The organism is Streptomyces sp. NBC_00271, from assembly GCF_036178845.1.
Classification (GTDB): Bacteria; Actinomycetota; Actinomycetes; order Streptomycetales; family Streptomycetaceae; genus Streptomyces.
Window position 1 is genome coordinate 10,945,977 of the sequence record NZ_CP108070.1, and the last position, 22,963, is coordinate 10,968,939.

The 22,963-nt window shown below is 71.6% G+C and carries 22 protein-coding genes and 1 pseudogene; 8 read left to right on the plus strand and 15 right to left on the minus strand.

Annotated features, from left to right (window positions below; translation table 11 throughout):
• Positions 1-66 precede the first annotated feature (66 nt).
• The 5 genes from OG798_RS49905 (at position 67) to OG798_RS49925 (ending at position 7,602) form a co-directional block, all read left to right on the plus strand.
• The gene (locus OG798_RS49905; protein ID WP_328759522.1) at positions 67-2,457 is read left to right on the plus strand and encodes a phosphoketolase family protein; all 2,391 of its coding nucleotides are present in this window, start codon (positions 67-69) and stop codon (positions 2,455-2,457) included.
• Positions 2,458-2,487: 30 nt separating this feature from the next.
• Complete coding sequence (gap, locus tag OG798_RS49910; RefSeq protein WP_328759523.1) at positions 2,488-3,501, plus strand: type I glyceraldehyde-3-phosphate dehydrogenase; 1,014 nt, start codon at positions 2,488-2,490, stop codon at positions 3,499-3,501.
• Positions 3,502-3,651: 150 nt separating this feature from the next.
• On the plus strand, positions 3,652-6,327 hold the full coding sequence (locus tag OG798_RS49915) for a bifunctional acetate--CoA ligase family protein/GNAT family N-acetyltransferase (protein WP_328759524.1): 2,676 nt from the start codon (positions 3,652-3,654) through the stop codon (positions 6,325-6,327).
• A 12-nt stretch (positions 6,328-6,339) separates the two neighbouring features.
• Positions 6,340-7,071 carry a CBS domain-containing protein gene (locus OG798_RS49920; RefSeq protein ID WP_328759525.1) on the plus strand — a complete coding sequence of 244 codons (732 nt, stop codon included), beginning with the start codon at positions 6,340-6,342 and terminating at the stop codon, positions 7,069-7,071.
• Between the two features lie 21 nt (positions 7,072-7,092).
• Positions 7,093-7,602: a flavodoxin domain-containing protein gene (locus OG798_RS49925; protein ID WP_328759527.1), complete on the plus strand. Its 510-nt coding sequence runs from the start codon at positions 7,093-7,095 to the stop codon at positions 7,600-7,602.
• A gap of 98 nt (positions 7,603-7,700) precedes the next feature.
• Here OG798_RS49925 and OG798_RS49930 read toward each other — a convergent pair whose 3' ends face one another.
• Positions 7,701-8,216, minus strand: coding sequence for a Gmad2 immunoglobulin-like domain-containing protein (locus tag OG798_RS49930; RefSeq protein WP_328759528.1), 516 nt, complete (start codon positions 8,214-8,216; stop codon positions 7,701-7,703).
• On the minus strand, positions 8,126-8,671 hold the full coding sequence (locus tag OG798_RS49935; protein ID WP_328760240.1) for a hypothetical protein: 546 nt from the start codon (positions 8,669-8,671) through the stop codon (positions 8,126-8,128). The genes OG798_RS49930 and OG798_RS49935 overlap by 91 nt, the downstream gene beginning before the upstream one ends.
• 248 nt (positions 8,672-8,919) lie before the next feature.
• On the opposite strand from OG798_RS49935, the gene OG798_RS49940 reads away from it, so the two are divergent.
• Together OG798_RS49940 and OG798_RS49945 are read left to right on the plus strand one after the other, a co-directional pair.
• Positions 8,920-9,891 (plus strand): Acg family FMN-binding oxidoreductase, encoded by a 972-nt coding sequence (locus OG798_RS49940; RefSeq protein WP_328759529.1) that lies wholly within the window; start codon positions 8,920-8,922, stop codon positions 9,889-9,891.
• Between the two features lie 222 nt (positions 9,892-10,113).
• Positions 10,114-10,284 carry a hypothetical protein gene (locus OG798_RS49945; protein ID WP_328759530.1) on the plus strand — a complete coding sequence of 57 codons (171 nt, stop codon included), beginning with the start codon at positions 10,114-10,116 and terminating at the stop codon, positions 10,282-10,284.
• Between the two features lie 232 nt (positions 10,285-10,516).
• Here OG798_RS49945 and hypE read toward each other — a convergent pair whose 3' ends face one another.
• The 13 genes and pseudogenes from hypE to OG798_RS50010 all read right to left on the minus strand — a co-directional run.
• Complete coding sequence (gene hypE / locus OG798_RS49950; protein ID WP_328759531.1) at positions 10,517-11,551, minus strand: hydrogenase expression/formation protein HypE; 1,035 nt, start codon at positions 11,549-11,551, stop codon at positions 10,517-10,519.
• Complete coding sequence (gene hypD / locus OG798_RS49955) at positions 11,548-12,651, minus strand: hydrogenase formation protein HypD (protein WP_328759532.1); 1,104 nt, start codon at positions 12,649-12,651, stop codon at positions 11,548-11,550. Before hypD ends, hypE begins: the two co-directional genes overlap by 4 nt.
• Positions 12,648-13,268 (minus strand): CBS domain-containing protein, encoded by a 621-nt coding sequence (locus OG798_RS49960; protein WP_328759533.1) that lies wholly within the window; start codon positions 13,266-13,268, stop codon positions 12,648-12,650. Before OG798_RS49960 ends, hypD begins: the two co-directional genes overlap by 4 nt.
• Positions 13,261-14,622 (minus strand): Ni/Fe hydrogenase subunit alpha, encoded by a 1,362-nt coding sequence (locus OG798_RS49965; RefSeq protein WP_328759534.1) that lies wholly within the window; start codon positions 14,620-14,622, stop codon positions 13,261-13,263. The genes OG798_RS49960 and OG798_RS49965 overlap by 8 nt, the downstream gene beginning before the upstream one ends.
• Positions 14,619-15,371 (minus strand): oxidoreductase, encoded by a 753-nt coding sequence (locus OG798_RS49970; RefSeq protein WP_328759535.1) that lies wholly within the window; start codon positions 15,369-15,371, stop codon positions 14,619-14,621. The genes OG798_RS49965 and OG798_RS49970 overlap by 4 nt, the downstream gene beginning before the upstream one ends.
• Before the next feature lies 1 nt (position 15,372).
• Entirely contained in the window at positions 15,373-16,179 is an 807-nt protein-coding gene (locus tag OG798_RS49975) for an FAD/NAD(P)-binding protein (protein ID WP_328759537.1), read from the minus strand.
• Positions 16,176-16,640 (minus strand): Crp/Fnr family transcriptional regulator, encoded by a 465-nt coding sequence (locus tag OG798_RS49980; protein WP_328759538.1) that lies wholly within the window; start codon positions 16,638-16,640, stop codon positions 16,176-16,178. Before OG798_RS49980 ends, OG798_RS49975 begins: the two co-directional genes overlap by 4 nt.
• The gene (locus OG798_RS49985) at positions 16,640-17,779 is read right to left on the minus strand and encodes a 4Fe-4S dicluster domain-containing protein (protein ID WP_328759539.1); all 1,140 of its coding nucleotides are present in this window, start codon (positions 17,777-17,779) and stop codon (positions 16,640-16,642) included. Before OG798_RS49985 ends, OG798_RS49980 begins: the two co-directional genes overlap by 1 nt.
• A 150-nt stretch (positions 17,780-17,929) precedes the next feature.
• Positions 17,930-18,187, minus strand: a complete 258-nt coding sequence (locus OG798_RS49990) for a HypC/HybG/HupF family hydrogenase formation chaperone (RefSeq protein ID WP_328759540.1) — start codon at positions 18,185-18,187, stop codon at positions 17,930-17,932.
• A gap of 6 nt (positions 18,188-18,193) precedes the next feature.
• Positions 18,194-20,482, minus strand: a complete 2,289-nt coding sequence (gene hypF, locus OG798_RS49995; RefSeq protein ID WP_328759541.1) for a carbamoyltransferase HypF — start codon at positions 20,480-20,482, stop codon at positions 18,194-18,196.
• Entirely contained in the window at positions 20,479-20,985 is a 507-nt protein-coding gene (locus tag OG798_RS50000) for a hydrogenase maturation protease (protein ID WP_328760190.1), read from the minus strand. The genes hypF and OG798_RS50000 overlap by 4 nt, the downstream gene beginning before the upstream one ends.
• Before the next feature lie 299 nt (positions 20,986-21,284).
• Positions 21,285-21,548 carry a hypothetical protein gene (locus OG798_RS50005; protein ID WP_328760241.1) on the minus strand — a complete coding sequence of 88 codons (264 nt, stop codon included), beginning with the start codon at positions 21,546-21,548 and terminating at the stop codon, positions 21,285-21,287.
• 37 nt (positions 21,549-21,585) lie between these two features.
• Positions 21,586-22,065: pseudogene (locus OG798_RS50010) on the minus strand (universal stress protein); the annotation flags it as partial.
• Here OG798_RS50010 and OG798_RS50015 point away from each other — a divergent pair.
• Positions 22,049-22,951, plus strand: coding sequence for a universal stress protein (locus tag OG798_RS50015; protein ID WP_328759542.1), 903 nt, complete (start codon positions 22,049-22,051; stop codon positions 22,949-22,951). The pseudogene OG798_RS50010 and the gene OG798_RS50015 sit on opposite strands and share 17 nt — an antisense overlap.
• Positions 22,952-22,963: the final 12 nt, after the last annotated feature.

The following is a 22,963-nucleotide window of genomic DNA, read 5'->3' on the forward strand; positions in this document are numbered from 1 at the left end:
CGCCTCCGCCCCTTGTCGGCCACGCCGCGTCCACTGCCCGCTGACCCATGACTTCCGGAGCCTTTGATGCCCAAGGTCGACCACCAGGACGCCACCGCTCTTTCCGTACTTTCCGACGACGAACTGCGCACTCTGGACGCCCACTGGCGAGCCGCCAACTACCTTGCCGTGGGCCAGATCTATCTGCTCGCCAACCCGCTGCTGACCGAGCCCCTGACCCCCGCGCACATCAAGCCGCGGCTGCTGGGCCACTGGGGTACCTCGCCCGGTCTGAACCTCGTGTACACCCACCTCAACCGGGTGATCAAGGCGCGCGGCCTGGACGCGCTGTGCGTGTGGGGACCCGGTCACGGCGGGCCCGCGGTCCTCGCCAACTCCTGGCTGGAGGGCAGCTATAGTGAGACCTACCCGGACGTCTCGCGTGACGCGGCCGGCATGGAACGGCTCTTCAAGCAGTTCTCCTTCCCGGGCGGCGTGCCCAGCCACGTGGCGCCGGAGACCCCTGGGTCCATCCACGAAGGGGGCGAGCTGGGGTATTCTCTCGCGCACGCGTACGGCGCCGCCTTCGACAACCCGGACCTGCTGGTCGCCTGCGTGATCGGCGACGGCGAGGCGGAGACCGGCCCGCTGGCCGCCGCCTGGCACTCCAACAAGTTCCTCGACCCCGTCCACGACGGCGCGGTCCTGCCGATCCTGCACCTCAACGGCTACAAGATCGCCAACCCGACGGTCCTGTCCCGGCTCCCGGAGTCCGAACTCGACGAACTCCTGCGGGGATACGGCCACGAGCCGATCCACGTCACCGGCGACGATCCCGCCCAGGTGCACCGGGCGATGGCGAAGGCTTTCGACCAGGCACTGGACCGTATCGCGGTGATGCAGCGGACGGCCCGCGAGGACGGCGTCGCCGAACGCGTGCACTGGCCCGTGATCGTGCTGCGCACCCCGAAGGGCTGGACCGGCCCCGCCGAGGTCGACGGCGTCCCCGTCGAAGGCACCTGGCGCGCACACCAGGTCCCGCTGGCGGAGGTGCGCGAAAACCCCCAACACCTGGGGCAGTTGGAGGCGTGGCTGCGCTCGTACCGGCCCGAGGAGCTCTTCCGCACGGACGGCCGGCCCGCCGCGGACGTCCTCGCCTGCGTGCCTGACGCCTCGAAGCGGCTCGGCGCCACCCCGCACGCCAATGGCGGCCTACTCGTCCGTGATCTGCCGATCCCGTCCCTCGACCGCTACGCCGTCCCCGTCGAGAAGCCGGGCACCACCCTGCACGAGCCGACGAGGATCCTCGGCGACCTCCTCGAAAAGGTCATGCACGACACCTCGGCGAGCCGCGACTTCCGTGTCGTCGGCCCCGACGAAACCGCCTCCAACCGTCTCCAGGCCGTCTTCAACTCCAGCGGCAAGGCCTGGCAGGCCGGGCACCTGCCGGTCGACGAGCACCTGGACCGGCACGGCCGGGTCATGGAGATCCTCTCCGAACACACCTGCCAGGGCTGGCTGGAGGGCTACACGCTGACCGGTCGGCACGGGTTGTTCTCCTGCTACGAGGCGTTCGTGCACATCGTCGACTCGATGGTCAACCAGCACATCAAGTGGCTGAAGACGTCGAGGGAGCTGGCGTGGCGTGCCCCGATCGCGTCCCTCAACTACCTGCTCACCTCGCACGTCTGGCGTCAGGACCACAACGGCTTCTCGCACCAGGACCCCGGCTTCGTCGACCACGTCCTCAACAAGAGTCCCGAGGTCGTACGGGTCTATCTGCCGCCGGACGCCAACACCCTGCTGTCGGTGGCGGACCACGTGCTGCGCAGCCGTGACTACGTGAACGTCGTCGTCGCGGGCAAGCAGCCCTGCTTCGACTGGCTCTCCATGGACCAGGCCCGCGACCACTGCGCCCGTGGCGCCGGGATCTGGGAGTGGGCGGGCACCGAGAACAGCGGGGAACCGGACGTCGTCCTCGCCTGTGCCGGTGACGTGCCCACCCAAGAGGTGCTGGCCGCCGCCCAGTTGCTGCGCCGGCATCTGCCCGACCTCGCCGTCCGCGTCGTCAACGTGGTCGACATGACCCGGCTGCTGCCGCGGGATGAACACCCGCACGGGATGCGCGACTTCGAGTACGACGGGCTGTTCACCACCGACAAGCCGGTGATCTTCGCCTACCACGGCTACCCCTGGCTGATCCACCGGCTCGCCTACCGCCGCACCGGCCACGCCAACCTGCACGTACGCGGCTACAAGGAGATGGGCACCACCACGACCCCGTTCGACATGGTCGTCCGCAACGACCTCGACCGCTACCGCCTCGTCATGGACGTGATCGACCGCGTCCCCGGCCTCGGCGTCCGCGCCGCCGCCGTCCGCCAGCAGATGGCCGACGTCCGCACCCGCCACCACGCCTGGATCCGCGAACACGGCACCGACCTGCCCGAAGTCGCCGACTGGACCTGGAACGCCTGAACCCCCTATCTCACAAAGGAGTTCACCGTCATGACCGTACGCGTCGGCATCAACGGCTTCGGCCGGATCGGCCGCACCTATCTGCGCGCGGCACTCGACCGTGCCGAGGCGGGCACCCAGGACGTCGAGGTGGTCGCGATCAACGACATCACCTCGCCCGCCACCTTGGCCCACCTCCTGGAGTACGACTCCACCTTCGGGCGTATCGGACGGGAGGTCAGCCACGACGACAGCTCGATCACCGTCGACGGCAGGCGCATCGCCGTCACTGCCGAACGTGATCCGGCCGTCCTGCACTGGTCCGACTACGGCGCGGGCATCGTCGTCGAGTCCACCGGCCGCTTCCGCGACCGCGACGCTGCGGCCCTGCACCTCAAGGGCGGTGCCCACACCGTGCTGCTCTCGGCCCCGGGCAAGAACGTGGACGCCACCATCGTGATGGGCGTCAACGACGGCACCTACGACCGGCACAGCGACCGGATCGTTTCGGCGGCGTCCTGCACCACCAACTGTGTCGCCCCGATGGTGAAGGTGCTTCACGAGGCCTTCGGCATCGACCGCGGCATGATGACCACCATCCACGGTTACACCAACGACCAGTCCTTGCTCGACGGTCCGCACAAGGACCTGCGCCGGGCCCGGTCGGCGGCCCTGAGTATCATCCCGACCAGTACCGGGGCCGCCCGCGCGGTCGGGCTGGTGCTACCGGAGCTGGCCGGTGCCCTGGACGGCATCGCCGTGCGCGTACCGGTGGAGGACGGGTCGCTCACCGACCTTGCGGTCGTGCTGAACCGCGAGACGACGGCGGAGGAAGTCAACGCCGCATTCGCCGAGGCGGCGGACGGCCCGTTGAACGGCATCCTCCGTGTCTCGAAGGCCCCGATCGTCTCCCGGGACGTCATCGGCGATCCCTCTTCCTGCATCTTCGACCCGGCCCTGACCCAGGCCAACGGCACTCTGGTGAAGGTCTTCGGCTGGTACGACAACGAGTGGGGCTACACCAACCGCCTTCTCGACCTGACGGCGCTGGTCGCCGACGACTGAGCACGACTGCGAGAGGCCCCATGCGGTAGGCCTGTGGGGCGGGTTCCTGAGGGCCGACAGGCCCCATGGTCCGCCCCCAGGCAGCCCATGGGGCCTCTCTCCGTTCCGCGGGACGCTCGAAGTGTCGACGAATCCTGGAGGAGATCCGTGATGACGGACGAAGCACTCAGCCGACCCACAGTCCATTCCCTGCTCGTGGACGGCACCACCGTGTGCATCCGTCCCGTCGAGGCGGGGGACCACGACCAACTGCAGGGTCTCTACCAGGAGATGTCCCCGGAGAACCTGAGGCTGCGCTTCTTCGGAGTGAGTCGCCGGTCCGCCGAGACGGCGGCCGACCGGGCCTGCAGGCCGCAGTCCGGACACCGGGCCCTGCTGGCCGAGACCAAGGGCCTGGTGATCGGGCTCGCCGAATACGACACCGGTGGCACCGGGACAGCGGCCGACATCTTCATCACGGTCGCCGACGGGCTGCACCACCGGGGCGTCGGCACCCTCCTCGTCGAGCACCTGGTCTCTGCCGCCCGCGCCGAGAGCATCACCACGTTCACGGCCGACGCGCTCAGCGAGAACCACGAGGTCCTGCGACTCTTCGCCGACCTCGGCCTGCGCACCGCCCGCCGCTTCGAGGGCCCCGAGATGCGCTGCACCATCGAACTGGACGAGGACGAGAACTATCTGTCGGCCACCGATGCACGTGGCCGCGCTGCCGACGTCGCCAGCCTCGAACCGCTGCTGCGCCCGGACGCGGTCGCAGTCGTAGGCGCGGGACGCACACCCGGGTCCGTCGGCCGGGCGATCCTGCACCACCTGCACGCCGGCGGCTTCACCCGCCGCCTCTTCGCAGTGAACCCCTCGGCCACCTCCATCCTCGGCGTGCCCAGCTATCCCTCGGTCAGCGCTCTGCCCAGGACACCCGACCTCGTGGTCGTCGCCGTACCGGCCGCGGCCGTGCCTGCCACCGCCGAGGAGTGCGGCAAGGCGGGTGTACGTGCCCTCACCGTCGTCACGGCGGGACTCGACCCGGCCCAGGCGGAAGCGCTCATGACCGCGTGCCGTACCTACGGCATGCGGCTCGTCGGCCCCAACTGCCTCGGCGTCTCCAACACCGACCCGGAACTGAGCCTCGACGCGACCTTCGCCGCCGACCACCCGCGCCCCGGCACGGCGGGCGTCGCCGTACAGTCCGGCGGCGTCGGCATCGCTCTGCTCGACGGGCTGTCCCGGCTCGGCATCGGCGTCTCGACCTTCGCGTCGCTCGGCGACAAGTACGACGTCAGCGGCAACGACATGCTCCAGTGGTGGGAGAGCGACGGCCGCACCGACCTGGCCCTGCTGCACCTGGAGTCCTTCGGCAACCCGCGGGCGTTCTCCCGCACCGCCCGGCGCGTGACCCGTCGGATGCCCGTCCTGACCGTCGACGCGGGCCGCCGTGCCGCCGCCTCGCACACCGCGGCCGCCGCGACCCGGACCATGACCCGACAGGCGCTGTTCACCCAGGCCGGCATCACCGCCACCCGCTCCGTCGGTGAACTCCTAGAAGCCGCCGCCCTGTTGCACTCCCAGCCGCTGCCCACCGGATCCCGCGTGGCGATCGTCACCAACGCGGGCGGAGCCGGGGTCCTCGCGGCCGACGCCTGCGCCGAGGCCGGGCTCACCCTGCCGACGCCGACCCCCGAACTCGTCGACGACCTGCTCGCCGCGCTGCCCGAAGGCGCCGCCGTCGGCAACCCTGTCGATGCCACCGCGGCCGTGACGGAGGAGCAGCTCAGGGGCTGTGTGGACCTGATCATGCGGCACGCCGGCGTCGACGCCGTCCTCGTGGCTCTGGTCCCCACGGCGGTCGCCGCGGCGACCGGAGACGACCTCGTCCGGGCCCTCACTCGCACAACCGGACACAGACCGAAGCCGATCGCTGTGGTCCGGCTCGAACAGGCCCTACCCGTCGAGCTGTTGCCCGCTGTCGACGGCCGTACTGTCCCCGCCTTTGCCGAACCTCGGTCGGCGGCAGGGGCGTTGGCGCATGCTGCCCACCGTGCGGCCTGGCTCGCCCGGCCGGCAGGGACGATCCCTGCCCTCGACGGAGTCGACACCGCGCGCGCCCACACCGTCGTCGAGGCCTACCTCGACGCGAATCCGGACGGCGGCTGGCTCGACCCGCGTCAATGCGCCGAACTCCTCGACTGCTACGGCATTCCCCTGTCGGCCTGGGCCTGGGCCGACACCGAGGACGGCGCCGTCCTCGCCGCCGAACGGCTGCGCGGCGCCGACGGGCGGGTGGTCATGAAGGGCTACTGGCCGGGTCTGCTGCACAAGAGCGAACAGCACGCCGTCCATCTCGACCTGCGCGGCGAACCCCAAGTGCGCGCCGCCTTCCGCGACTTGGAGACCCGGTTTGCAGGTCTGCTCACAGGCGTGGTCGTGCAGCCGCTCGCCGAGCGCGGCACCGAGCTGTTCGCCGGCGTCGTCCAGGACCAGGTCTTCGGACCGCTCGTCCTGTTCGGCCTCGGCGGCACCGCGACTGGGATTCTCGCCGATCACACTGCCCGGCTCGCACCGCTCACCGACCACGACGTGCACGACCTGATCACGGCCCCGCGCTGCGCCCCGCTCCTGTTCGGTGCACACGGCAGCCGGCCCGTCGACCTCGAAGGCCTCGAACAGCTGCTGCTGCGGTTGTCCCGGATGGCGAACGACCTGCCGCAGCTGGCCGAGACCGACTTCAACCCCGTACTCGCGGGACCGGGCGGAGTCTCCGTCCTCGATGCACGCGTCTGCCTGCTGCCCCACAGGGCGCAGGACCCGTATCTGCGCCGACTTCGCTGAGGAGGGAACACCATGAAGCACAACAAGGTCGGCTCCGTGATGACCACGGAGGTTGTCCGTGCCACCCACGGAACGTCGTTCAAAGAGGTGGCACGGCTGCTCGGCGAACACCGCATCAGCGGCCTGCCCGTGGTCGACGACGACGACCGGGTCGTCGGAGTCGTCTCGGAGACGGACCTGATGGCCCACCAGGCCGAGGCACCCGACCCGTACGAACCGAAGAAGCGGTTCCGGTTCGCCGAACTGACGCGCAGCGCCAGGCAGCGGGCCGCGAAGGCCACGGCCCGCACCGCCGGCCAGCTGATGTCCGAGCCGCCCGTCACCGTGCGCGCCGACGACACCATCGTCGAGGCGGCCCGGACCATGGCGCAGCATGGTGTGGAGCGGCTGCCCGTCCTGGACGAGGAACAGCGGCTCGTCGGCATCGTCACCCGCCGCGATGTGCTCCAGGTCTTCCTGCGGCCGGACACGGAGATTCGTGACGAGGTGGTCGAAGAGGTGCTGGTGCGTGCCCTGTGGCAGGCGCCGCGCAACATCGACGTCTCCGTGGTGGAAGGCGTCGTCACGCTCTCCGGCCAGATGGAGCGCAAGAGCGAGAAGGAGATCGCCGTCTCCATGACCCGTCGGATCGACGGCGTCGTCGCGGTCGTCGACCAGCTCTCCTACCGGCGGGACGACTCGCGTATCCAGCCCGACGAGCAGAAATACCACGGTGTCACCGAGGACTGGGTGCACCACCTGTGAAGTGAGAGGAGGCGGACCGTCATGCCCACCAGTGTGCTGGTCGCCTACGGGACGACGAACGGATCGACCGCGCAGATCGCCGAGGCCGTGGCCGAGGTCCTGCGCAAGGGGGGACTCATCCCCGACCTGTTGCCTGCCAGGTCCGTCATGGACGTGACGCCGTATGACGCGGTGGTGCTCGGCAGTGGGCTGTATGCCGGCCGCTGGCACCGCGACGCCCGCCGGTTCGTGAGCCGGCACGGCCGCCAACTGGCCGAGCGCCCGCTGTGGTTGTTCAGCAGCGGCCCGCTGGACTCCTCGGCATCGGAGCGGGACATCCCGCCCGTGCGCGGCGTACGACGCACCATGGTCCGGCTCGGTGCCAGGAGCCATCTCACCTTCGGTGGCTGTCTGGAGGAGGGAGCCAAGGGGCGCATCGCCCAGTCGATCGTGCGCAACGGGAAGGGCGGAGACTTCCGCGACTTCGGCGCGATCGAGGACTGGGCGGCGCGGATCGCCGCTGAACTGGTGGCGGCACAGCAGAAGAAGTGAGCAAGTGAGCAGCGGCTGAATGTCGCTGATGAGGCGGGTGCGGGACGACCCCGGCGCGGAGGGTGCGCGCCGGGGGCGTCCCGTAACGGGGACCGGTGTCAGCGGTTCACGTTCAACGGGACGGTGTCGACGGTCACCAGTTGGCCGTCCTTGGGCGACAGGACGTACGCGGTGAGCAGACCCGGGCCGGTGCGAGCCGCCTTGTAGGGGAACGTCACGTCGAAGGTGCCGCGTGTGCCGGTACCGGATGTCGCCCTGACCACGACGTCCGCGGCCGTGCGCCCGGTGGTGTCGGTGACCCTCAGCCGGAACTGTGATTCGAACGTGTCGGCGCTGCCCCACACCCTCAGCGGGGTGCGTGCGGTGTCACCGATCAGCGGCGACTCGACCAGCACGGCGGGAGCCCGGTCCTCGAAGTCGCTCCGGCCGACCGGTCCGTTCAGGACGATTCCCTCGGCGCCGAAGGACGTCACCGGCTTGCCGTCGACCTCGAAGGCGACCTTGTGGACGGTCGGGAAGCGGGTCACGGTGAACACGACCTGGGCGAGGCGTTCCCGTATCGACAGGCTGCCGCCTTCGTCGTCGTAGCGGCCGGAGAGGTCGACCGTGGCCACGTGGTTCCGGACGACGAGGGAACGCAGCCGCGTTCCGGACGGGGGATGGCCGTGGCCCGGCCGTGGGCGCGTTCGGAGAGGTCGGGACCGGCCAGCAGGGCCCGTACGGCGGCGGTGACGGTCGTCGGTGCGGTCACGGTGCGCGGGGCGGGGGAGACCTTCTCGCCGTGCAGGAAGTACACCCCCGCCCGGACGTGTGTCGTCGTGCCGCCGGCGGTACTGGTGGTGGGCGCCTCCGGCGCAGTGGTGCCGGACGGATCGCGTGCGCCCGATGTGCCGCCCGACGTGCCTGTGCCGGCAGTGGGAGGCGTGGTCGGGTTGGTGCCGCCAGGAGTTCCCGTACCGGTGGTCGTACCGCAGGCGGTGACCGCGAGCAGAGGCAGCGTCAGCGCTGCGGTGACCACAGTGGAGCGGCGTCGGTGCCTGCGGGGTGCGAGCGATGGTGCGCTGTTCATGGCATCCTCCTCGACACTTCCGGCGAACTCCCACCGGGAGGCGGCGACCAGTGCCGCACGACCCGGGTCCAGGGCCGAACGGCCGGGCAACCCCGAACCGTTCGGAGCGAGCACGGCGGCCGCGCCGCGGGAGCCCGGGCACCGACCCGGAGAGGGCCACCCAGACCTGATGCGGGGACGGAAGGCCCATGGGCCGCGGGCCGATGGGCGAGGACCCTGAAAGCGAACGGTTGATGAAGGGGGCACCCATGTCTCCGGCGTACGCACAACACGGCCGTGCGGCCTTGCACCTGGCCCACGCCGCATCTCTCGCGCCCTCGCCGCACAACAACCAACCCTGGTTCTTCGTCGAGGAGGGCCACGACCACGGCTTGGAGATCCACGCGGACCGTGGACGTCGACTGGTCCTGACCGATCCGGGCGGCCGGGAGTCGGTCATCGCCTGCGGGGCGGCGCTGTTCAACGCGCGGATCGCCGTACGCAACCTCGGCTTCCAGCCTGCTGTCGACCTGCTGCCGGAGTCCGGCAACCCGGCCTACCTGGCGCGCGTGGCCTTCGCCGCCCATGCCCCGGCCACTTTCCACGAAGCGCTGATGGAGGGCGCGATGGCGCACCGGCACACGCACCGCGGGCCGTTCGGGGCGGAGCATGTCGCGGAGGAACTGCTCGACGAGCTGCGGGATCACGCACGCGCCGAGGGCGCCCTCCTCCACATCGTCGAGGACCCGGACCGACTGGACCTGCTCGCGGATCTGGTGCGCACCGCGGAGGACGTGCACCGTGCCGACCGGGGGCACACCGCCGAGATCGCGGGGTGCGTCGGACCGGCGGGAGTCCCGGCCGAGGCCTGCCTGTACCACCCGGACTGCGTACTGCTGGCCGCCCGTGACTATCTGGGCCTCGCCCGGCAGGTAGCTCTCCCGCCTCAGAAATGGGTGTCGCGCACGGGTATGGTCGCCATCCTCACCACTCCCTACGACACCCGCCCGGACTGGCTGCGCGCGGGTCAGGCGCTCCAACGCGTGCTGCTGTACGCGGCGGCGCACCGGGTCCGGGCGGCCTTCCACACCCAGCCCCTCGAAGTACCCTCGCTGCGCGCGGAGGTCCGGACGAGTCTCGCCTTCGGCCGCTTCCCGCAGATGATCCTGCGCCTCGGCCATACGACCCAGAGGTGGCCCACGCCGCGGCGCGGGCCTGCGGATACGCTGCGTCGGCAGTGACGCGCCGGTCAGGTGAGGATCACGACACCCGGCAGGAGCGGACAGCCGGCCCGAGTGCGCGGGTGGAGGCTTCGGCGCTACCAGCTCAGGTGCCGCGGCCACCTCGTGGCGCCCTGGTGCTGCTCGCCGCCTGGACCCTCGCGGTGGCGGCGGTCGGCGCCGCGCGTGGACGGCCCCAGCCGTCGAACGGGAAGCCGATGCCCTGAGGGCCGAGCGGCACCCGTGCCGACCGTGCTCACCGAGGATGCCGAGCGTCCTGCGGGTGCGGCTGACGACAGCGACAGCGACCGAGTCTGGGTCACCGTGCGCTGGACCGCGGCGGATGGGAGGAAGCACACGGGCCTGACCCGCGTCGACTCCGACAGCAAGGCCGGATCCACCACCCGCGTGTGACTGGACGCCGTAGGCCGCCTCGCTCCCATCCCCGCCCACGCCGACCCGGCGCGGCTCCAGGGTGTGGTGCTGGGCGGTTGGACCGTCATGCGTGCCGACGGGGCGGTGCTCATCGTCGGCTGGGGGTCCGAGCGACCGGAACAGCGGCGCATGGACCAGTGACGCCGAGTGGGCGCACGTCGGCCCGCAGTGGGGCCACAAGACCGGCCGTCGACCACTCCCGCGTCAACGATCAGCAGATGCGGGGAAGTTGCTCGCCGAGCGGCATCTCCACGATGCGCCGTGCGCCGACCAGGGTCCGCAGTGTCACCCGCCCCCACGGCCCCTCCCGGAGCACCTCTCCGATCCGCACGGCCCGTGCCCCCTCGGGAAGCGACCGCATCGCGGCCAGCGCGCTCTCGGCCGAATCGGCGTCCACGAAGGCGACCAGACAGCCCTCGTTGGCGACGACCAGCGGGTCCAGGCCGAGCAGATCACAGGCCGAAGCGACCGCCTCGGGCACGGGAACCGCGTTCTCCTCGATCTCTACGGCAGCTGACGAGTCACGGGCGATCTCGTTGAGCGCCGCGGCGAGCCCGCCCCGGCTCGGATCGCGCAGCACGTGCACGGCGTCCCCCAGCGGCGCCAGGGCTCGCACCAGCCGGTGCAGCGGCCGGGAGTCGGAGGCGATGTCGCTCTCGAAGCCGAGGCCCTCGCGCGTGCCGAGCACGGTCGTGCCGTGCAGTCCGATCGACCCCGACAGCAGTACGGCGTCCCCGGGGCGCGCCGACGCGGCCGACGGGGCGAGGAGTTCGTGCCGCTGTCCGACACCGGTGGTGTTGATGAACAGCCGGTCGGCCGCACCACGCCCCACGACCTTCGTGTCCCCGGTGATCACGGGCACGCCGACGTCCTGGGCGGCCTTGCCCAACGACTCCATGACGGCTCGGAGTTCGGCGAGCGGCAGCCCCTCCTCGACGATCAGGGAGACCGACAGCGCGAGCGGCCACGCGCCCCGCATCGCGAGATCGTTGACTGTGCCGTGCACGGCCAGGGACCCGATGTCCCCGCCGGGGAAGAACAGCGGGCTGACGACGAAGCTGTCCGTGCTCATCACCAGGCGGGGGTGCCCGGGCAGCAGCGCGGCGTCCTCCAGCGGACCCGTGACACTGCCTACGGCCGGCAGCACCAGTTGGTCGAGCAGTTCCCCGGTGAGCCGTCCGCCGGCGCCGTGGCCCAGCAGAACGATCTCGTTCTCGTGGGTGGGGATGGGGCATTGGATGTTCATGCCGTGCTCCTCCTGGGAGTGCGTCCGGCCGTGTGGAAGGCGGCGCAGGTGCCCTCGGACGACACCATGGGCGCGCCGAGGGGATGACGGGGCGTGCAACGGGTGCCGTACGCGGCGCAGTCGGTGGGCAGCCGGGCCCCGGTGAGAACGCCGCCGGCGATGCACTCGGCGTCCTCGACCGGGCACAGTCCGCCCACGTCGAAGCGTCGGATGGTATCGAACTCGCGGTACTCCTCGGCGAGTTCGAGCCCGCTGTCGGGCAGCTCGCCGATCCCGCGCCAGGCCCGGTCGGTCACCCGGAACACGTGGCGGACCGTGTCCTGCGCCGCGGTGTTGCCCGCCCGCCGCACGGCCCTCACGTACTGGTTCTCCACCTGGTACCGGCCCGACTCCAGCTGCCGTACGGCCATGAGGATGCCCTCCAGCAGATCCAGCGGCTCGAAGCCGGTGACCACGACGGGCACGTGGTGGCGGGCGGCGATCGGCTCGTACTCGCGCCAGCCCATCACCGCGCACACGTGCCCGGCGGCGAGGAAGGCCTGCACCTCGCAGTCGGGGTCGTCGAGCAGGGCGGTCATGGCCGGCGGTACGAGGACGTGACTGACCAGCATCGAGAAGTTGGCCAGCCCGAGCCGGGCCGCGTGCAGCACCGCCATCGCGTTCGCGGGCGCTGTCGTCTCGAAGCCGACGGCGAGGAACACGACCTCGCGGTCGGGGTGTTCGGCGGCCAGGCGTACGGCGTCCATCGGGGCGTAGACCACGCGTACATCCGCGCCCCGCGCCCGCAGCGATAGCAGGTCGGTGTCCGAGCCGGGCACCCGCAGCATGTCGCCGAAGCTGGTCAGGATCACACCGGGGCGGGCGGCGACGGCCATGGCCCGGTCCAGGGTCTCCAGCGGGGTGACACAGACCGGGCAGCCCGGGCCGTGGATCATCCGCATGCCGGCGGGCAGGAGTTCGTCGATGCCCTGACGGACCAGGGTGTGGGTCTGGCCGCCGCACACCTCCATGATCCGCCAGGGGCGCGTGGCCGTCCGCCGCAGCTCGTCCAGCAGTTGCCCGGCGAGCACCGGATCGCGGTACTCGTCCAGGTACTTCATCGGTGCGTGAGGTCGAGCCGGATGTCGACGACCCCCTCCACCGCCCGCACCGCCCGGGCCACCACGGGCGCGAGCGACCGGTCGGGGAGGGAACTGCCCAGCGTGACGACGCCCTCGGTCACCTCGACCGTCAGCGGGGTGGTGACCGGGAGCTGACCGAGGACATTGCGCCGGATCTCCTGGGCGATCTCCCCGTCGTCCCGCAGGAATACCTTCAACAGGTCGCTGCGGCTGACCACGCCCTGCAGGATGCCGACCGCGTCCACGACGGGCAGCCGCTTGACGTGCCGCCGCGCCATGATGCGGGCGGCCTGGGCCAGCGAGGCGTCCGCGTGCACAGTGATGGCCGGGGTACTCATCAGTTCACCCGCGGACACCGCGCCCGCCTTGGCGGGCATCACCGGATCGTCTCCAGGGGCACCCCGGAACTCCTCCTTGGCCAGCAGATCGGCCTCGGAGACGACCCCGACGACCCGCCCTTCGCCGGCCAGCACCGGCACGGCGCTGACCTTCCACTGGTCGAGCAGCTCGACGATCTGCTTGAAAGGGGCCTCGCTCCCGATGGCGACGACGGTGTGGGTCATCACATCGCTCACGGTGTACGGAGATTCAGGCATCGCAGCCTCCCGCGGTTGTGCCCGAAGTACGGACGACGGTCAGGTCGAGGAAGTGGGTGGAGCACGAGATGCACGGGTCGTGGTTGCGGATCGCCCGCTCGCAAAGAGACGTCAACTCGTCGTCGTCCGGGTCGTGTTCGCGAATCGCGTGCTGGGCCAGGCGGCGCAGGTCGTCCTCGATCGCACCCTGGTTCTGCGCGGTGGGCGGCACCAGCAGCGCGCTCTGCACGACGCCGTCGCCATCGAGTTCGTAGCGGTGGTAGAGCAGCCCGCGCGGCGCCTCGGTGGCTCCGTGCCCGACGCCGGCGACCGGGGGCACCTCCGTGTACGGGTGCGCGGGCGGCTCGTAGCCGTCGATGATGCGCAGCGCCTCGGCGACGGCGTACACGGTCTCGACCGCGCGCACCAGGATGGACCGGTACGGATTGCGGCACACCGCGCCCTCGCGCGGATCGCCGAGCCCCGCCTCGACCGCCGCCTCCAACGCCAGCGGCGACAGCAGCCGGCCGCTGATCGCGAACCGGGCGAGGGAGCCGGTGAGATGCAGGCGTCCGTCGAGCCGCGAGTGCAGGGCGGTGGAGTGGGCGACATGTGTCTCGGAGACATGTTCGGTGAACTCCCGTACAGGGAAGTGCGAGTTGGTGCCATCGGCCCGTAACACGGTCGGGGTGCCGCCCTCGATGGCGTACGTGTCCGGTTCGGTCAGCGCGAACAGGTCGGCCTCGACGCTCGCGTCCGGGAACTCGAAGCCCGCGACCCAGCGCACGGTCGCCCACGCGTCGTCGAGGGCATGCTTCAACTCCTCGTTCAGCGTGCGCAGTTCGGTACGCACAGGAGCCCGGTGGAAACCGCCCAGGCGGACGTTGACCGGGTGCACGGCCCGCCCGCCGAGCAGCTCCATCAGGGAGTTTCCGGCCTTCTTCAGCCGCAGCCCGCGCTCGACCTCGGTGCGGTGCGTGCGGGCCAGGTCGATCGCGCTCGGCCGGCCCAGGAAGTCCGGGGCGTGCAGAAGGTAGATGTGCAGGGCCTGGCTCTCGATCCACTCGCCGCAGTACAGCAACCGGCGCAGGTCGCGGATCACCGGGTCGACCGCCACCCCGCAGGCGTCCTCGATCGCCGCGCAGGCGCTCATCTGGTACGCGACCGGGCAGATCCCGCACACCCGGGCCGTGATGTCCGGCGGCTCGGTGTACGAACGGCCGCGCAGGAAGGCCTCGAAGAAGCGCGGCGGCTCGTAGATCTCCAGCCGTGCGTCGGTGACCGTGCCGTCGTGCACATGGAGGCTGAGCGCTCCCTCGCCCTCGACCCGGGACAGCGAGCCGACGTGCAGCACGCGTGATCCACGATGCGTCACTTGGACAACTCCTCGTCGAAAGCGGCGGCGTTGAAGGTGTGCAGGAACCGGCCCACGGCGTCCTCGTCGAGGCCGTCGCGGCGCAGCAGCGGGATCAGCGCGGGCAGGTTCACCGAGCCGGACGGGCTGAAGCAGCCGAAGCAGCCGCGGTGGTAGGCCGGGCACAGCGCCCCGCATCCGGCGTGCGTGACCGGGCCGAGGCAGGGGGTGCCGTGGGCGACGGTGACGCAGACCGTGCCGCGCCGCTTGCACTCGAAACACACGCTGTGGTCCGGGACGTCCGGCTTTCGGCCGGCCAGGAACGCCGTGATCACCTCGATGAGCTGCCGCCGCTCGACCGGGCAGCCGCGCAGCTCGAAGTCGACGTCCACATGGGTTGACACGGGGGTGGAGGTGGCCAGTGTGGAGATGTACTCGGGGTGGGCGTAGACCGTGCGTCGGTACTCCTCCACGTCCGCGAAGTTGCGCAGCGCCTGGATGCCGCCGGCGGTCGCGCACGCCCCGATGGTCACCAGATGACGCGAGTCCGTCCGGATCGTGTGGACGCGCTCGGCGTCCTCGGGCGTGGTGATCGAGCCTTCGACGAGGGACAGATCGTAGGGGCCGGGAGCGATCGCGCTCGACGCCTCCGGGAAGTGTGCGATCTCCACCTCGCCCGCCAGCGCCAGGAGTTCGTCCTCGCAGTCCAGCAGGGTGAGCTGGCAGCCGTCGCAGGAGGCCAGCTTGAAGACCGCAAGTTTCGCTGCCATCTCACAACTCCCTTACGGACAACAGGGGTTCGGCGAGGTCCCAGCCCACGACCGGGCCGGCCTGGCACACCAGCACCGGACCGAGCTGGCAGTGCCCGCAGTGGCCGGTCGCACAGCGCATGTTGCGTTCCAGGGAGACCCGGATGCGGTCGCGGGGCACACCGCGGTGTGCGAGTTCGCGGGCGGTGGCGCGGATCATTGGCTCCGGACCGCAGACGAACGCCGTCGTGTCGTCCGGATCGAAATGGGCCCGCCCCAGCAGCTGACTGACCACGCCGACGTCCCCGCGCCAGTCAGCGTCGGGCTGGTCGACCGTCACGCCGGTGTACGCCGTGACCCAGCTCTCGACTTCCTTCCGGGCGATCAGATCGTCCGGGGTGCGCGCCCCGATCAGCACGTTGACACGGCGGTACGCCGCGGGCTCGGCCAGCGCGCCCAGGATCAGCGGCCGCAGCGGGGCGAGCCCGATGCCGCCCGCCACGACCAGCACGTCCCGGCCGCGCGCCCGTTGCAACTCCCAACTCGTGCCGTACGGGCCGCGGATGCCGACGATGTCGCCGACCCCGGCTGCACACAGCCCGTCGGAGACCGCGCCCACCGAACGGACCGTGTGCGCGAGACCCCCGGTGGCCTGCACGGAACTCACCGAGACGGGGATCTCGCCGCGGCCGAAACAGTGCACCATCGCGAACTGCCCCGGCAGGAAGTCGGGTAGCGCCGTGTCCACCGGTTCGAGTCGCAGCGTCACCGTGTCACCGGTCTCCTGCCGGCGGCCGACGACACGGTGGGGGACCGGTACGGTGGTCATCGCGGTTCCTTCGTCTCGTACATCCCGTACAGGTCGACCAGACGGGCGCGGGCCGCGTTGAGCCGGTGGGCCAGCACTCTCCCGACCCAGTGCTCGACGGCCTGGCCGAAGGCGGGGTCGTCCAGGCACATCAGCCGGACCGCGACCGCGTCGAACTCGTAGGCGCGCAGTTGGGTCACCGCCGCGGCGCCCAACTGCCAGACGTAGGGCTCGTACAACCACGACCAGCCGACGAGATCCCCGATCCCGAGCGTCTCGACGACCGGGGTCGGGCGGCCGGGCACATGCATGTCGAGGGCGGCGGTGCCGTCCCGGATGATCCAGAACCGGTCGGCGTGTCGGCCCTCCTCGAACAGCCGGGTGCCCGCCGGGAAGCTGACCTCGCGGCCGACGTGCAGCAGTCGTTCACGGTGGTCGTGGGGCAGCGCGTGGTTCATGCGGAGGGCCATCGAAGGGGGCATCAGTCCATCTCCGTTTCGTGTTCGGCATCCAGCGCGGCGACTTCCTCCGTGATGTCGATGCCGGCCGGGCACCAGGCGATGCAGCGCCCGCAGCCCACGCAGCCGGAGGTGTCGAACTGGTCGTGCCAGGTGGAGAGTTTGTGGGTGAGCCACTGTCGGTAGCGGCTGCCGGGCGTGGAGCGGACCGGGCCGCCGTGCAGATACGAGAAGTCGAGGTCGAAGCAGGAGTCCCAGCGCTGCCAGCGCTCGGTGTGGTCACCGGTCAGATCGGTGATCTCCTCCGTGGTGGTGCAGAAGCAGGTGGGGCAGACCATCGTGCAGTTGCCGCAGGTCAGACAGCGCTCGGCGACGTCGTTCCAGCGCTCGGCGTCCAGGCTCGCGCCCATCAGCGCCCGCAGGTCGACCGGTGGCATGGAGCGGCCCATGCGGTCGCGGGCGGCGTCGACCGAGGCACCCGCGGTGGCCTCTGTGACCAAGTCGGCTGTACGGTGCGGGACTTGCCCGATCAGTCGAGCGCCCTCCGCGCTGCCGACGCGCACCAGGAACCGGTGACCTTCGGCGTCGATCACCTCCGTCAGGGCGAGGTCGTAGCCGGGATCGGCCGCGGGCCCGCCGCCCATGGACACACAGAAGCAGGTCGCGCCCGGTTCGGTGCACTCGGCGGCGATCAGCAGCGCGCGCCGCCGGCGCTTCCCGTACGCGGTGTCCTCGTACTGTCCGTCGGTCAGGACGTGGTCCTGGATCGCGATGGCCCGCAGGTCGCAGGGGCGGACACCGAGGAAGGCGTACGACGGCGGCTCGGGCTCGTGCGCGGTGAAGACCACGCGGCCCTCCGGAGTCCGGTCGGCGCTCCACAGCCGCTCGCGCGAGGGGTGCAGATACGACTTCCAGGACTGCGGTCCCGCGCTGTGCGCGAAGGCGGCCCCGTCCTCCCGGGGGACCAACCGGTAGCGTCCGGCGTCCAGTTCGACGCCCCAGCCGTAGGGGAGCGCGTCCGCCGAGGTCAGCTCCGACAGCACGATCGCGCCGTCGCGGAGGGTCGGTCCGACGACGGTGCGTCCCTGTGCCACCAGGGCCGCGACCAGGGCGTCCAGACCGTTCCGGTCGAGTACGGCGGTCGGGGCGGTGGTGGCGGTCATGTCGGTCCTCCGAGTCCAGGGGTTCGTCCGAGGCGGCTCCGTGTTCCTCCACCGCCAGGTTCGGCCCTCGGCCGGGTCCGGGGGAGGGGCCGACCGGCCCTACGCGGCCGGGTCGAGCGGGTCCTTGGGGGCCGACCGGCCCGCGAACCGTCAGGGAAGAGGCTCGCCCAACTCACCCTCGACCGCGCCCGCCATCGCCCGCAGGACGTCGAGCGTGCGCCGTGCCTCCGCCTCGTCGACCTGGGCGATCGCGAAACCGACGTGCACGATGACGTACGACCCGACGTCCGCCTCGGGCGTGCAGCTGAGGCACACCTCGCGCCGGATGCCGCCGAAGTCGACCGTGGACATGCGCAGTCCGGCGTCGTCGTGGATTTCCAGGATCCGTCCCGGGATGCCCAGGCACATGCGTGTTCACCTCTCCCCGGCCAACCGGGCGGCCGCGACCGCCGCCTGGCCGTAGCTGATTCCGCCGTCCCCGACCGGGACCTGACCGCCGACCAGCACCCGCAGTCCTTGCGCGTGCAGTCGGCGTTTCACCTCGGTCAGCAGCCGCCGGTTGACGAAGCAGCCGCCGCCGAGGCACACCGTGTGCGGCGCGCCTTCGGCCACCGCCCGTGCGACCAGCTCCGCGGTGACCAGCCCGAGCGTCACATGGAAGGCGGCGGCCAGCAGGGCCGCGGGCTCCCCGTCCGCCTGCCGTTCCAGCAGGTCGGCGAGGGTGGGTGCGGGATCGTACACCCATAGGCCCTGCGCCCGTACGACGCGGTGGGCGAGCGGGACGGCGTGCTCGTCGCCTGCCGCGGCTTCGAGCAGGACGGCCGCCTCGCCCTCGTAGCTGACCCGGTCGGCGAGGCCGAGCAAGGCCGCGACCGTGTCGAAGAGCCGTCCGGCGCTGGACGTGCGCGGGCAGTTGACGTCCCGGGCGATCATGGCGCCTACGATGGTCACTTCGGCGGGATCGAGCCGGTCCCTGAAGGACCGGGTGAGCCACGGGTACGGGCGCGGGAAGCCCAGCGTCTCACCGCCGAGCAGGCGGCCGAGGGCCGTACGGGACGGATGTCGTATCGCCGCGTCGCCGCCGGGCAGGGGCGCGGTCGCGAACCTGCCCACGCGGCGGTAGCCGCTCAGATCGGCGACGAGGATCTCGCCGCCCCACAGCGTGCCGTCGTCGCCGAGCCCGAGACCGTCGTAGGCGACCCCGAGGAACCGGCCCCGCACCCCGTGTTCGGCTGCGCACGCCGCCACGTGCGCGTGATGGTGCTGCACCGGGATGCTGGGCAGCCGCTGCTCTTGCGCCCACTGCGTGGACAGATAGCCGGGGTGCAGGTCGTGCGCGAGGGCCACCGGCTCGATCCCGGTGAGCCGTTTGAGCTGGTCGTACGATGTCCGGAACGCGTCGTGGGTCGCCATATTTGCCAAGTCGCCCGTGTGCGGACCGAGATGGGCTCGGCCGTCGGCGGCCAGCGTGAACGTGTGCTTCAGCTGGGCGCCGGCCCCGGCGACCGGTTCGTGTACGCGGAGGGGCAGTGGGGCCGGGGCCAGCCCGCGCGCCCGGCGGACCGTGATCCGGGTGCGGCCGGTGCACTGCACCACGGAGTCGTCGTAGCGGGAGCGGATCGGCCGGTCGTGCGTGAGGAAGCCGTCCGCGACGCCCGCCAGGACGCGCCGGGCCTCCGCGTCCTCGATGATGATGGGCTCGTCGCCGAGGTTGCCACTGGTGACCACGAGTGGCCGGTCCAGCTCGTCGAGCAGGAGGTGGTGAAGGCCGGTGGTGGGCAGGAACAGGCCGATCCGGTGCAGGTTGGGATGCACCTCGGGCGCGAGCGGGGCCGTGCCGTGCCACGGGTGCCGGGCGAGCAGCACCACGGGATGCTCCGGGGACGTCAGGACGCCGCGCTCGGTGGCGCCGATCCGTGCCAGCCGGGTCGCCGTGTCGAGGTCGCGGACCATCACTGCGAACGGTTTCGTCGGGCGGCGCTTGCGGCGCCGCAGCTCGGACACGGCCGTCGGATCGCCCGCGTCGCACACCAGTTGGTAGCCGCCGAGTCCCTTCAGCGCGACGATCCCGCCCCCTACGACGGTCTCGACCGCGGCTTGCAGGGCCGCCTCGCCGCGGAGGTCCTCCCAGGCCAACTCCGGTCCGCAGGCGGGGCACGCGATGGGCTCGGCGTGGAAGCGCCGGTCGGCCGGGTCGGCGTACTCGGCCGCGCAGTCCGCGCACAGTGGGAACCGCCTCATGGTCGTGCGGATCCGGTCGTACGGCAGGTCCTCGATGATCGTGGCCCGCGGCCCGCAGTCCGTGCAGTTGATGAACGGGTAGCGGTGGCGCCGGTCCGTGGGATCGCGCAGTTCGTGTAGACAGGCCTCGCAGATCGCCGCGTCGGGTGGGACCTCGCGTGCCGTGCGATCGGCGGGTGCGGGCGCGCTGTGCCGCACGTGGAAGCCCGGCTGGTACGCCGACTGCCGTGCACTGTCGGCCAGTTGGATCCGGCGCACCCGGGCCAGGACGGGTGCGGCGGCCCGCAGCCGGGCCGCGAACTCGTCGAGAGCGGGGGGCGGTCCGGCGACCTCGCCCTCCACATGACCGTCGACGTTGGCCACCCAGCCGTCCAGGCCGAGCTCGGCCGCCGTGCGGTAGACGAACGGGCGGAAGCCGACGCCCTGGACGGTGCCGTACACGCGGAATTGACGCATCATCATGACCGCCCCCCGCTCATCGCGTCCCGATGCCGTGCGAGTTCGTCCTCGACGGCCGTCACGAGCAGATCCACGGCGGCCGCGACAGCGGGGGACAGACCGGTGCCGAACGAGCCGTCGGCGCCCTCCACCGCGTACACCACCAGGCGGTCCGGCAGGAGTCCGAGAACCCGGGCCAGTTCGACGGCCTCGCCGAGTCCCAGCCCGTGCGAACTCGTGGTCCGCGGCCGGTCGAGGTGTCCGGCATCGAGTTCGAGCCGGTGGATGCGGCCGGGGGCACCCGGGTGCGCGTGGGCCGCGTCGACGACCACGGCGAGCGCGGCGCGTTCCCACAGCCCGATCAACCGGCCGGGGTCACCGTCGCAGGTCGCGAACACGGTGTCCGACGGGAGCGGCCCGTCCTCGGCCCGTTCCCGGAGCCGTTCGACCACGGCCCAGCCCACGCCGTCGTCGCGCCGGAACTCGTTCCCGACGCCGATGACGGCGATGTGCATACTCGACCTCATACCTCTCACCCTGCGCCGACGTCGTTCGATCCCACAGGGGCCGAACGACCCATCGCCCGGGGCCGATCCGCCTTGCTCCGGCCTGGGCCGCACGACCGCGAGCGGGCATCGCGAGTGCTCCAGGAGGGCCAGGGCGGTGGTAGCGAGGGCGGTGCGTCGGCCGACCACCACTAGCCAGGAGGTCCCCCGAGGCGTGGGCCAGGGCCTCGGCCGGGGGGAACTACAGCACGTCCGCCCGGACATCGACGTCCGCGTACGTCGCACGCCATGGCCGCAGCGCGTCGGACAGCAGGGCCACTTCATGGTCCTTCTCCGACACCGGGAAGGGCGACTCGGCGGCGCCCGCCCACCGACAGCGCCCAGGCGTGCAGCTGTACGCCGTGCAGCTGGGCCGCCTCGATGGCGAAGCCGAGCGCGCCGCCCGCCGGGTCCCGGACGTCGGCACCCACAGTCACGGCATCGGTGTGACCCGGTGCATCCGGCCCCGCGAGGGTCTCGGGTACGAACACCAGCGGCCCGGCGTATCCGGTGGCCGGGGCCGCCGCGACCGAGCCCAGGGGCACCTGGGGTGCTGACCCTCGCCGCGCAGCCGAGGACGACCAGTTCCGCGTGCGCGCTCGGCGCCCGCGGCTCGGGGACGGGCGCTCCGGCGAGGCTCACTGCCCAGACCGTCAACGACGGCTGGCGGGCGGTGAGCGCGGCGACCACATGGCACGCCACCTGTCGTTGACGGTCCGGGCGGTAGGGCCGCTGCTCCACCGGGTCCAGGTTCTCCGGCGGTGCCACATGTACCACTCGCAGGGGCAGCCTGCGCCGCAGCGCCTCGCGTGCGGCCCACTCCGCGGCCGCGCGGCTGCGTGCCGACCGGTCGACTCCGGCGGTGATAACTCGTTCCATGGTGTGCCGCCTTCCAGGTCCGTGGCCTCTCCACCCCGACCGTGCGAGGCGGGTGCGCGCTGGGGCCGAACGGACCTCGGGTGCAGACCTGGCGGCCCATACCTGCGGGTAGATCGCGGGGCGACGCTGGCAGGGAGGAGCAGACCGAGCGCAGGAGGTGCGGATCATGCTTCCGCCTGTCATCGCCGGAGTCGACGGCTCCGCCGAAAGTCTCGCCGCCGCAGAGTGGGCCGCCCACGAGGCGGCACGCCGCGATCTGCCGTTGAGGCTGACGCACGTCTGGAACTGGCATCCGCGCCAAGAGGACGGCGAACCCGTCACGGCCGCCCAGCGGCATCAGGCGCGGCGCGTGTTGCGGCAGGCGGAGGAGCGAGTGCGGTCCGCCGCCCCCGATGTCCACCTGTACGACGAGCAAGTGGAGGGTCCCGCGACCGCTGCCCTGCTGAAGACGGCCCAGGAGGCCGAGCTGATGGTGCTGGGCTCACGCGGTCTGAGCGGTTTCACCGGGTTCCTGATGGGCTCGGTCGCCCAGGGCGTGGTGGCCCGTGCCACGCGCCCCGTCGTCCTTGTCCGGGCGGACGAGGACGCCTCCGACGAGCACCTCCCGGCGGACGACGGCGCCACCTCCACCCGGACCGGCTACGGGGATGTGGTCCTGGGAATCGACCTGGGCGATCCCTGCGACGCGGTGATCGAGTTCGCCTTCGAGGCGGCCCGGCTCCGCGGTGCGCGGCTCCGTGTGGTCCACGCCTGGCAGCCACCGTCCCCGCTGGGGCTCGGCCCCGGCGAGATCGGCCTGGTGAACGGACCGCAGCGAGCCGAGGAATGGCACGGCTTCCTGTCCGCCGTACTCCAGGTGTGGCGCGACAAGTATCACGGCGTCGAGGTCGCCGAGACGGTCACGGAGGGCCGGGCCCGTTCCGCGCTGCTCCGGGCCGCCTCCGGGGCGAGCCTCCTGGTGGTCGGCCGGCACCTCACCGACCGGTTGGCGGGTCCGCGCATCGGTCCCGTCACCCATACCGCCATCCATCACGTCGGCTGCCCCGTGGCCGTCGTACCCCACGAGTGAGAGGCCCGAGTC

Bases quoted from the DNA above. Each gene is read 5' to 3' on its own strand.
- hypE (WP_328759531.1), bottom strand. From the start codon at position 11,551: ATGAACATCCAATGCCCCATCCCCACCCACGAGAACGAGATCGTTCTG.
- OG798_RS49925 (WP_328759527.1), top strand. From the start codon at position 7,093: ATGCCCACCAGTGTGCTGGTCGCCTACGGGACGACGAACGGATCGACC.
- OG798_RS49980 (WP_328759538.1), bottom strand. From the start codon at position 16,640: ATGCCCCCTTCGATGGCCCTCCGCATGAACCACGCGCTGCCCCACGAC.
- hypD (WP_328759532.1), bottom strand. From the start codon at position 12,651: ATGAAGTACCTGGACGAGTACCGCGATCCGGTGCTCGCCGGGCAACTG.
- OG798_RS49985 (WP_328759539.1), bottom strand. From the start codon at position 17,779: ATGACCGCCACCACCGCCCCGACCGCCGTACTCGACCGGAACGGTCTG.
- OG798_RS49990 (WP_328759540.1), bottom strand. From the start codon at position 18,187: ATGTGCCTGGGCATCCCGGGACGGATCCTGGAAATCCACGACGACGCC.
- OG798_RS49920 (WP_328759525.1), top strand. From the start codon at position 6,340: ATGAAGCACAACAAGGTCGGCTCCGTGATGACCACGGAGGTTGTCCGT.
- OG798_RS49975 (WP_328759537.1), bottom strand. From the start codon at position 16,179: ATGACCACCGTACCGGTCCCCCACCGTGTCGTCGGCCGCCGGCAGGAG.
- OG798_RS49940 (WP_328759529.1), top strand. From the start codon at position 8,920: ATGTCTCCGGCGTACGCACAACACGGCCGTGCGGCCTTGCACCTGGCC.
- OG798_RS49960 (WP_328759533.1), bottom strand. From the start codon at position 13,268: ATGCCTGAATCTCCGTACACCGTGAGCGATGTGATGACCCACACCGTC.
- OG798_RS49905 (WP_328759522.1), top strand. From the start codon at position 67: ATGCCCAAGGTCGACCACCAGGACGCCACCGCTCTTTCCGTACTTTCC.
- OG798_RS49915 (WP_328759524.1), top strand. From the start codon at position 3,652: ATGACGGACGAAGCACTCAGCCGACCCACAGTCCATTCCCTGCTCGTG.
- OG798_RS50015 (WP_328759542.1), top strand. From the start codon at position 22,049: ATGCTTCCGCCTGTCATCGCCGGAGTCGACGGCTCCGCCGAAAGTCTC.
- OG798_RS49935 (WP_328760240.1), bottom strand. From the start codon at position 8,671: ATGAACAGCGCACCATCGCTCGCACCCCGCAGGCACCGACGCCGCTCC.
- OG798_RS49970 (WP_328759535.1), bottom strand. From the start codon at position 15,371: ATGGCAGCGAAACTTGCGGTCTTCAAGCTGGCCTCCTGCGACGGCTGC.
- gap (WP_328759523.1), top strand. From the start codon at position 2,488: ATGACCGTACGCGTCGGCATCAACGGCTTCGGCCGGATCGGCCGCACC.
- OG798_RS50000 (WP_328760190.1), bottom strand. From the start codon at position 20,985: ATGAGGTCGAGTATGCACATCGCCGTCATCGGCGTCGGGAACGAGTTC.
- hypF (WP_328759541.1), bottom strand. From the start codon at position 20,482: ATGATGATGCGTCAATTCCGCGTGTACGGCACCGTCCAGGGCGTCGGC.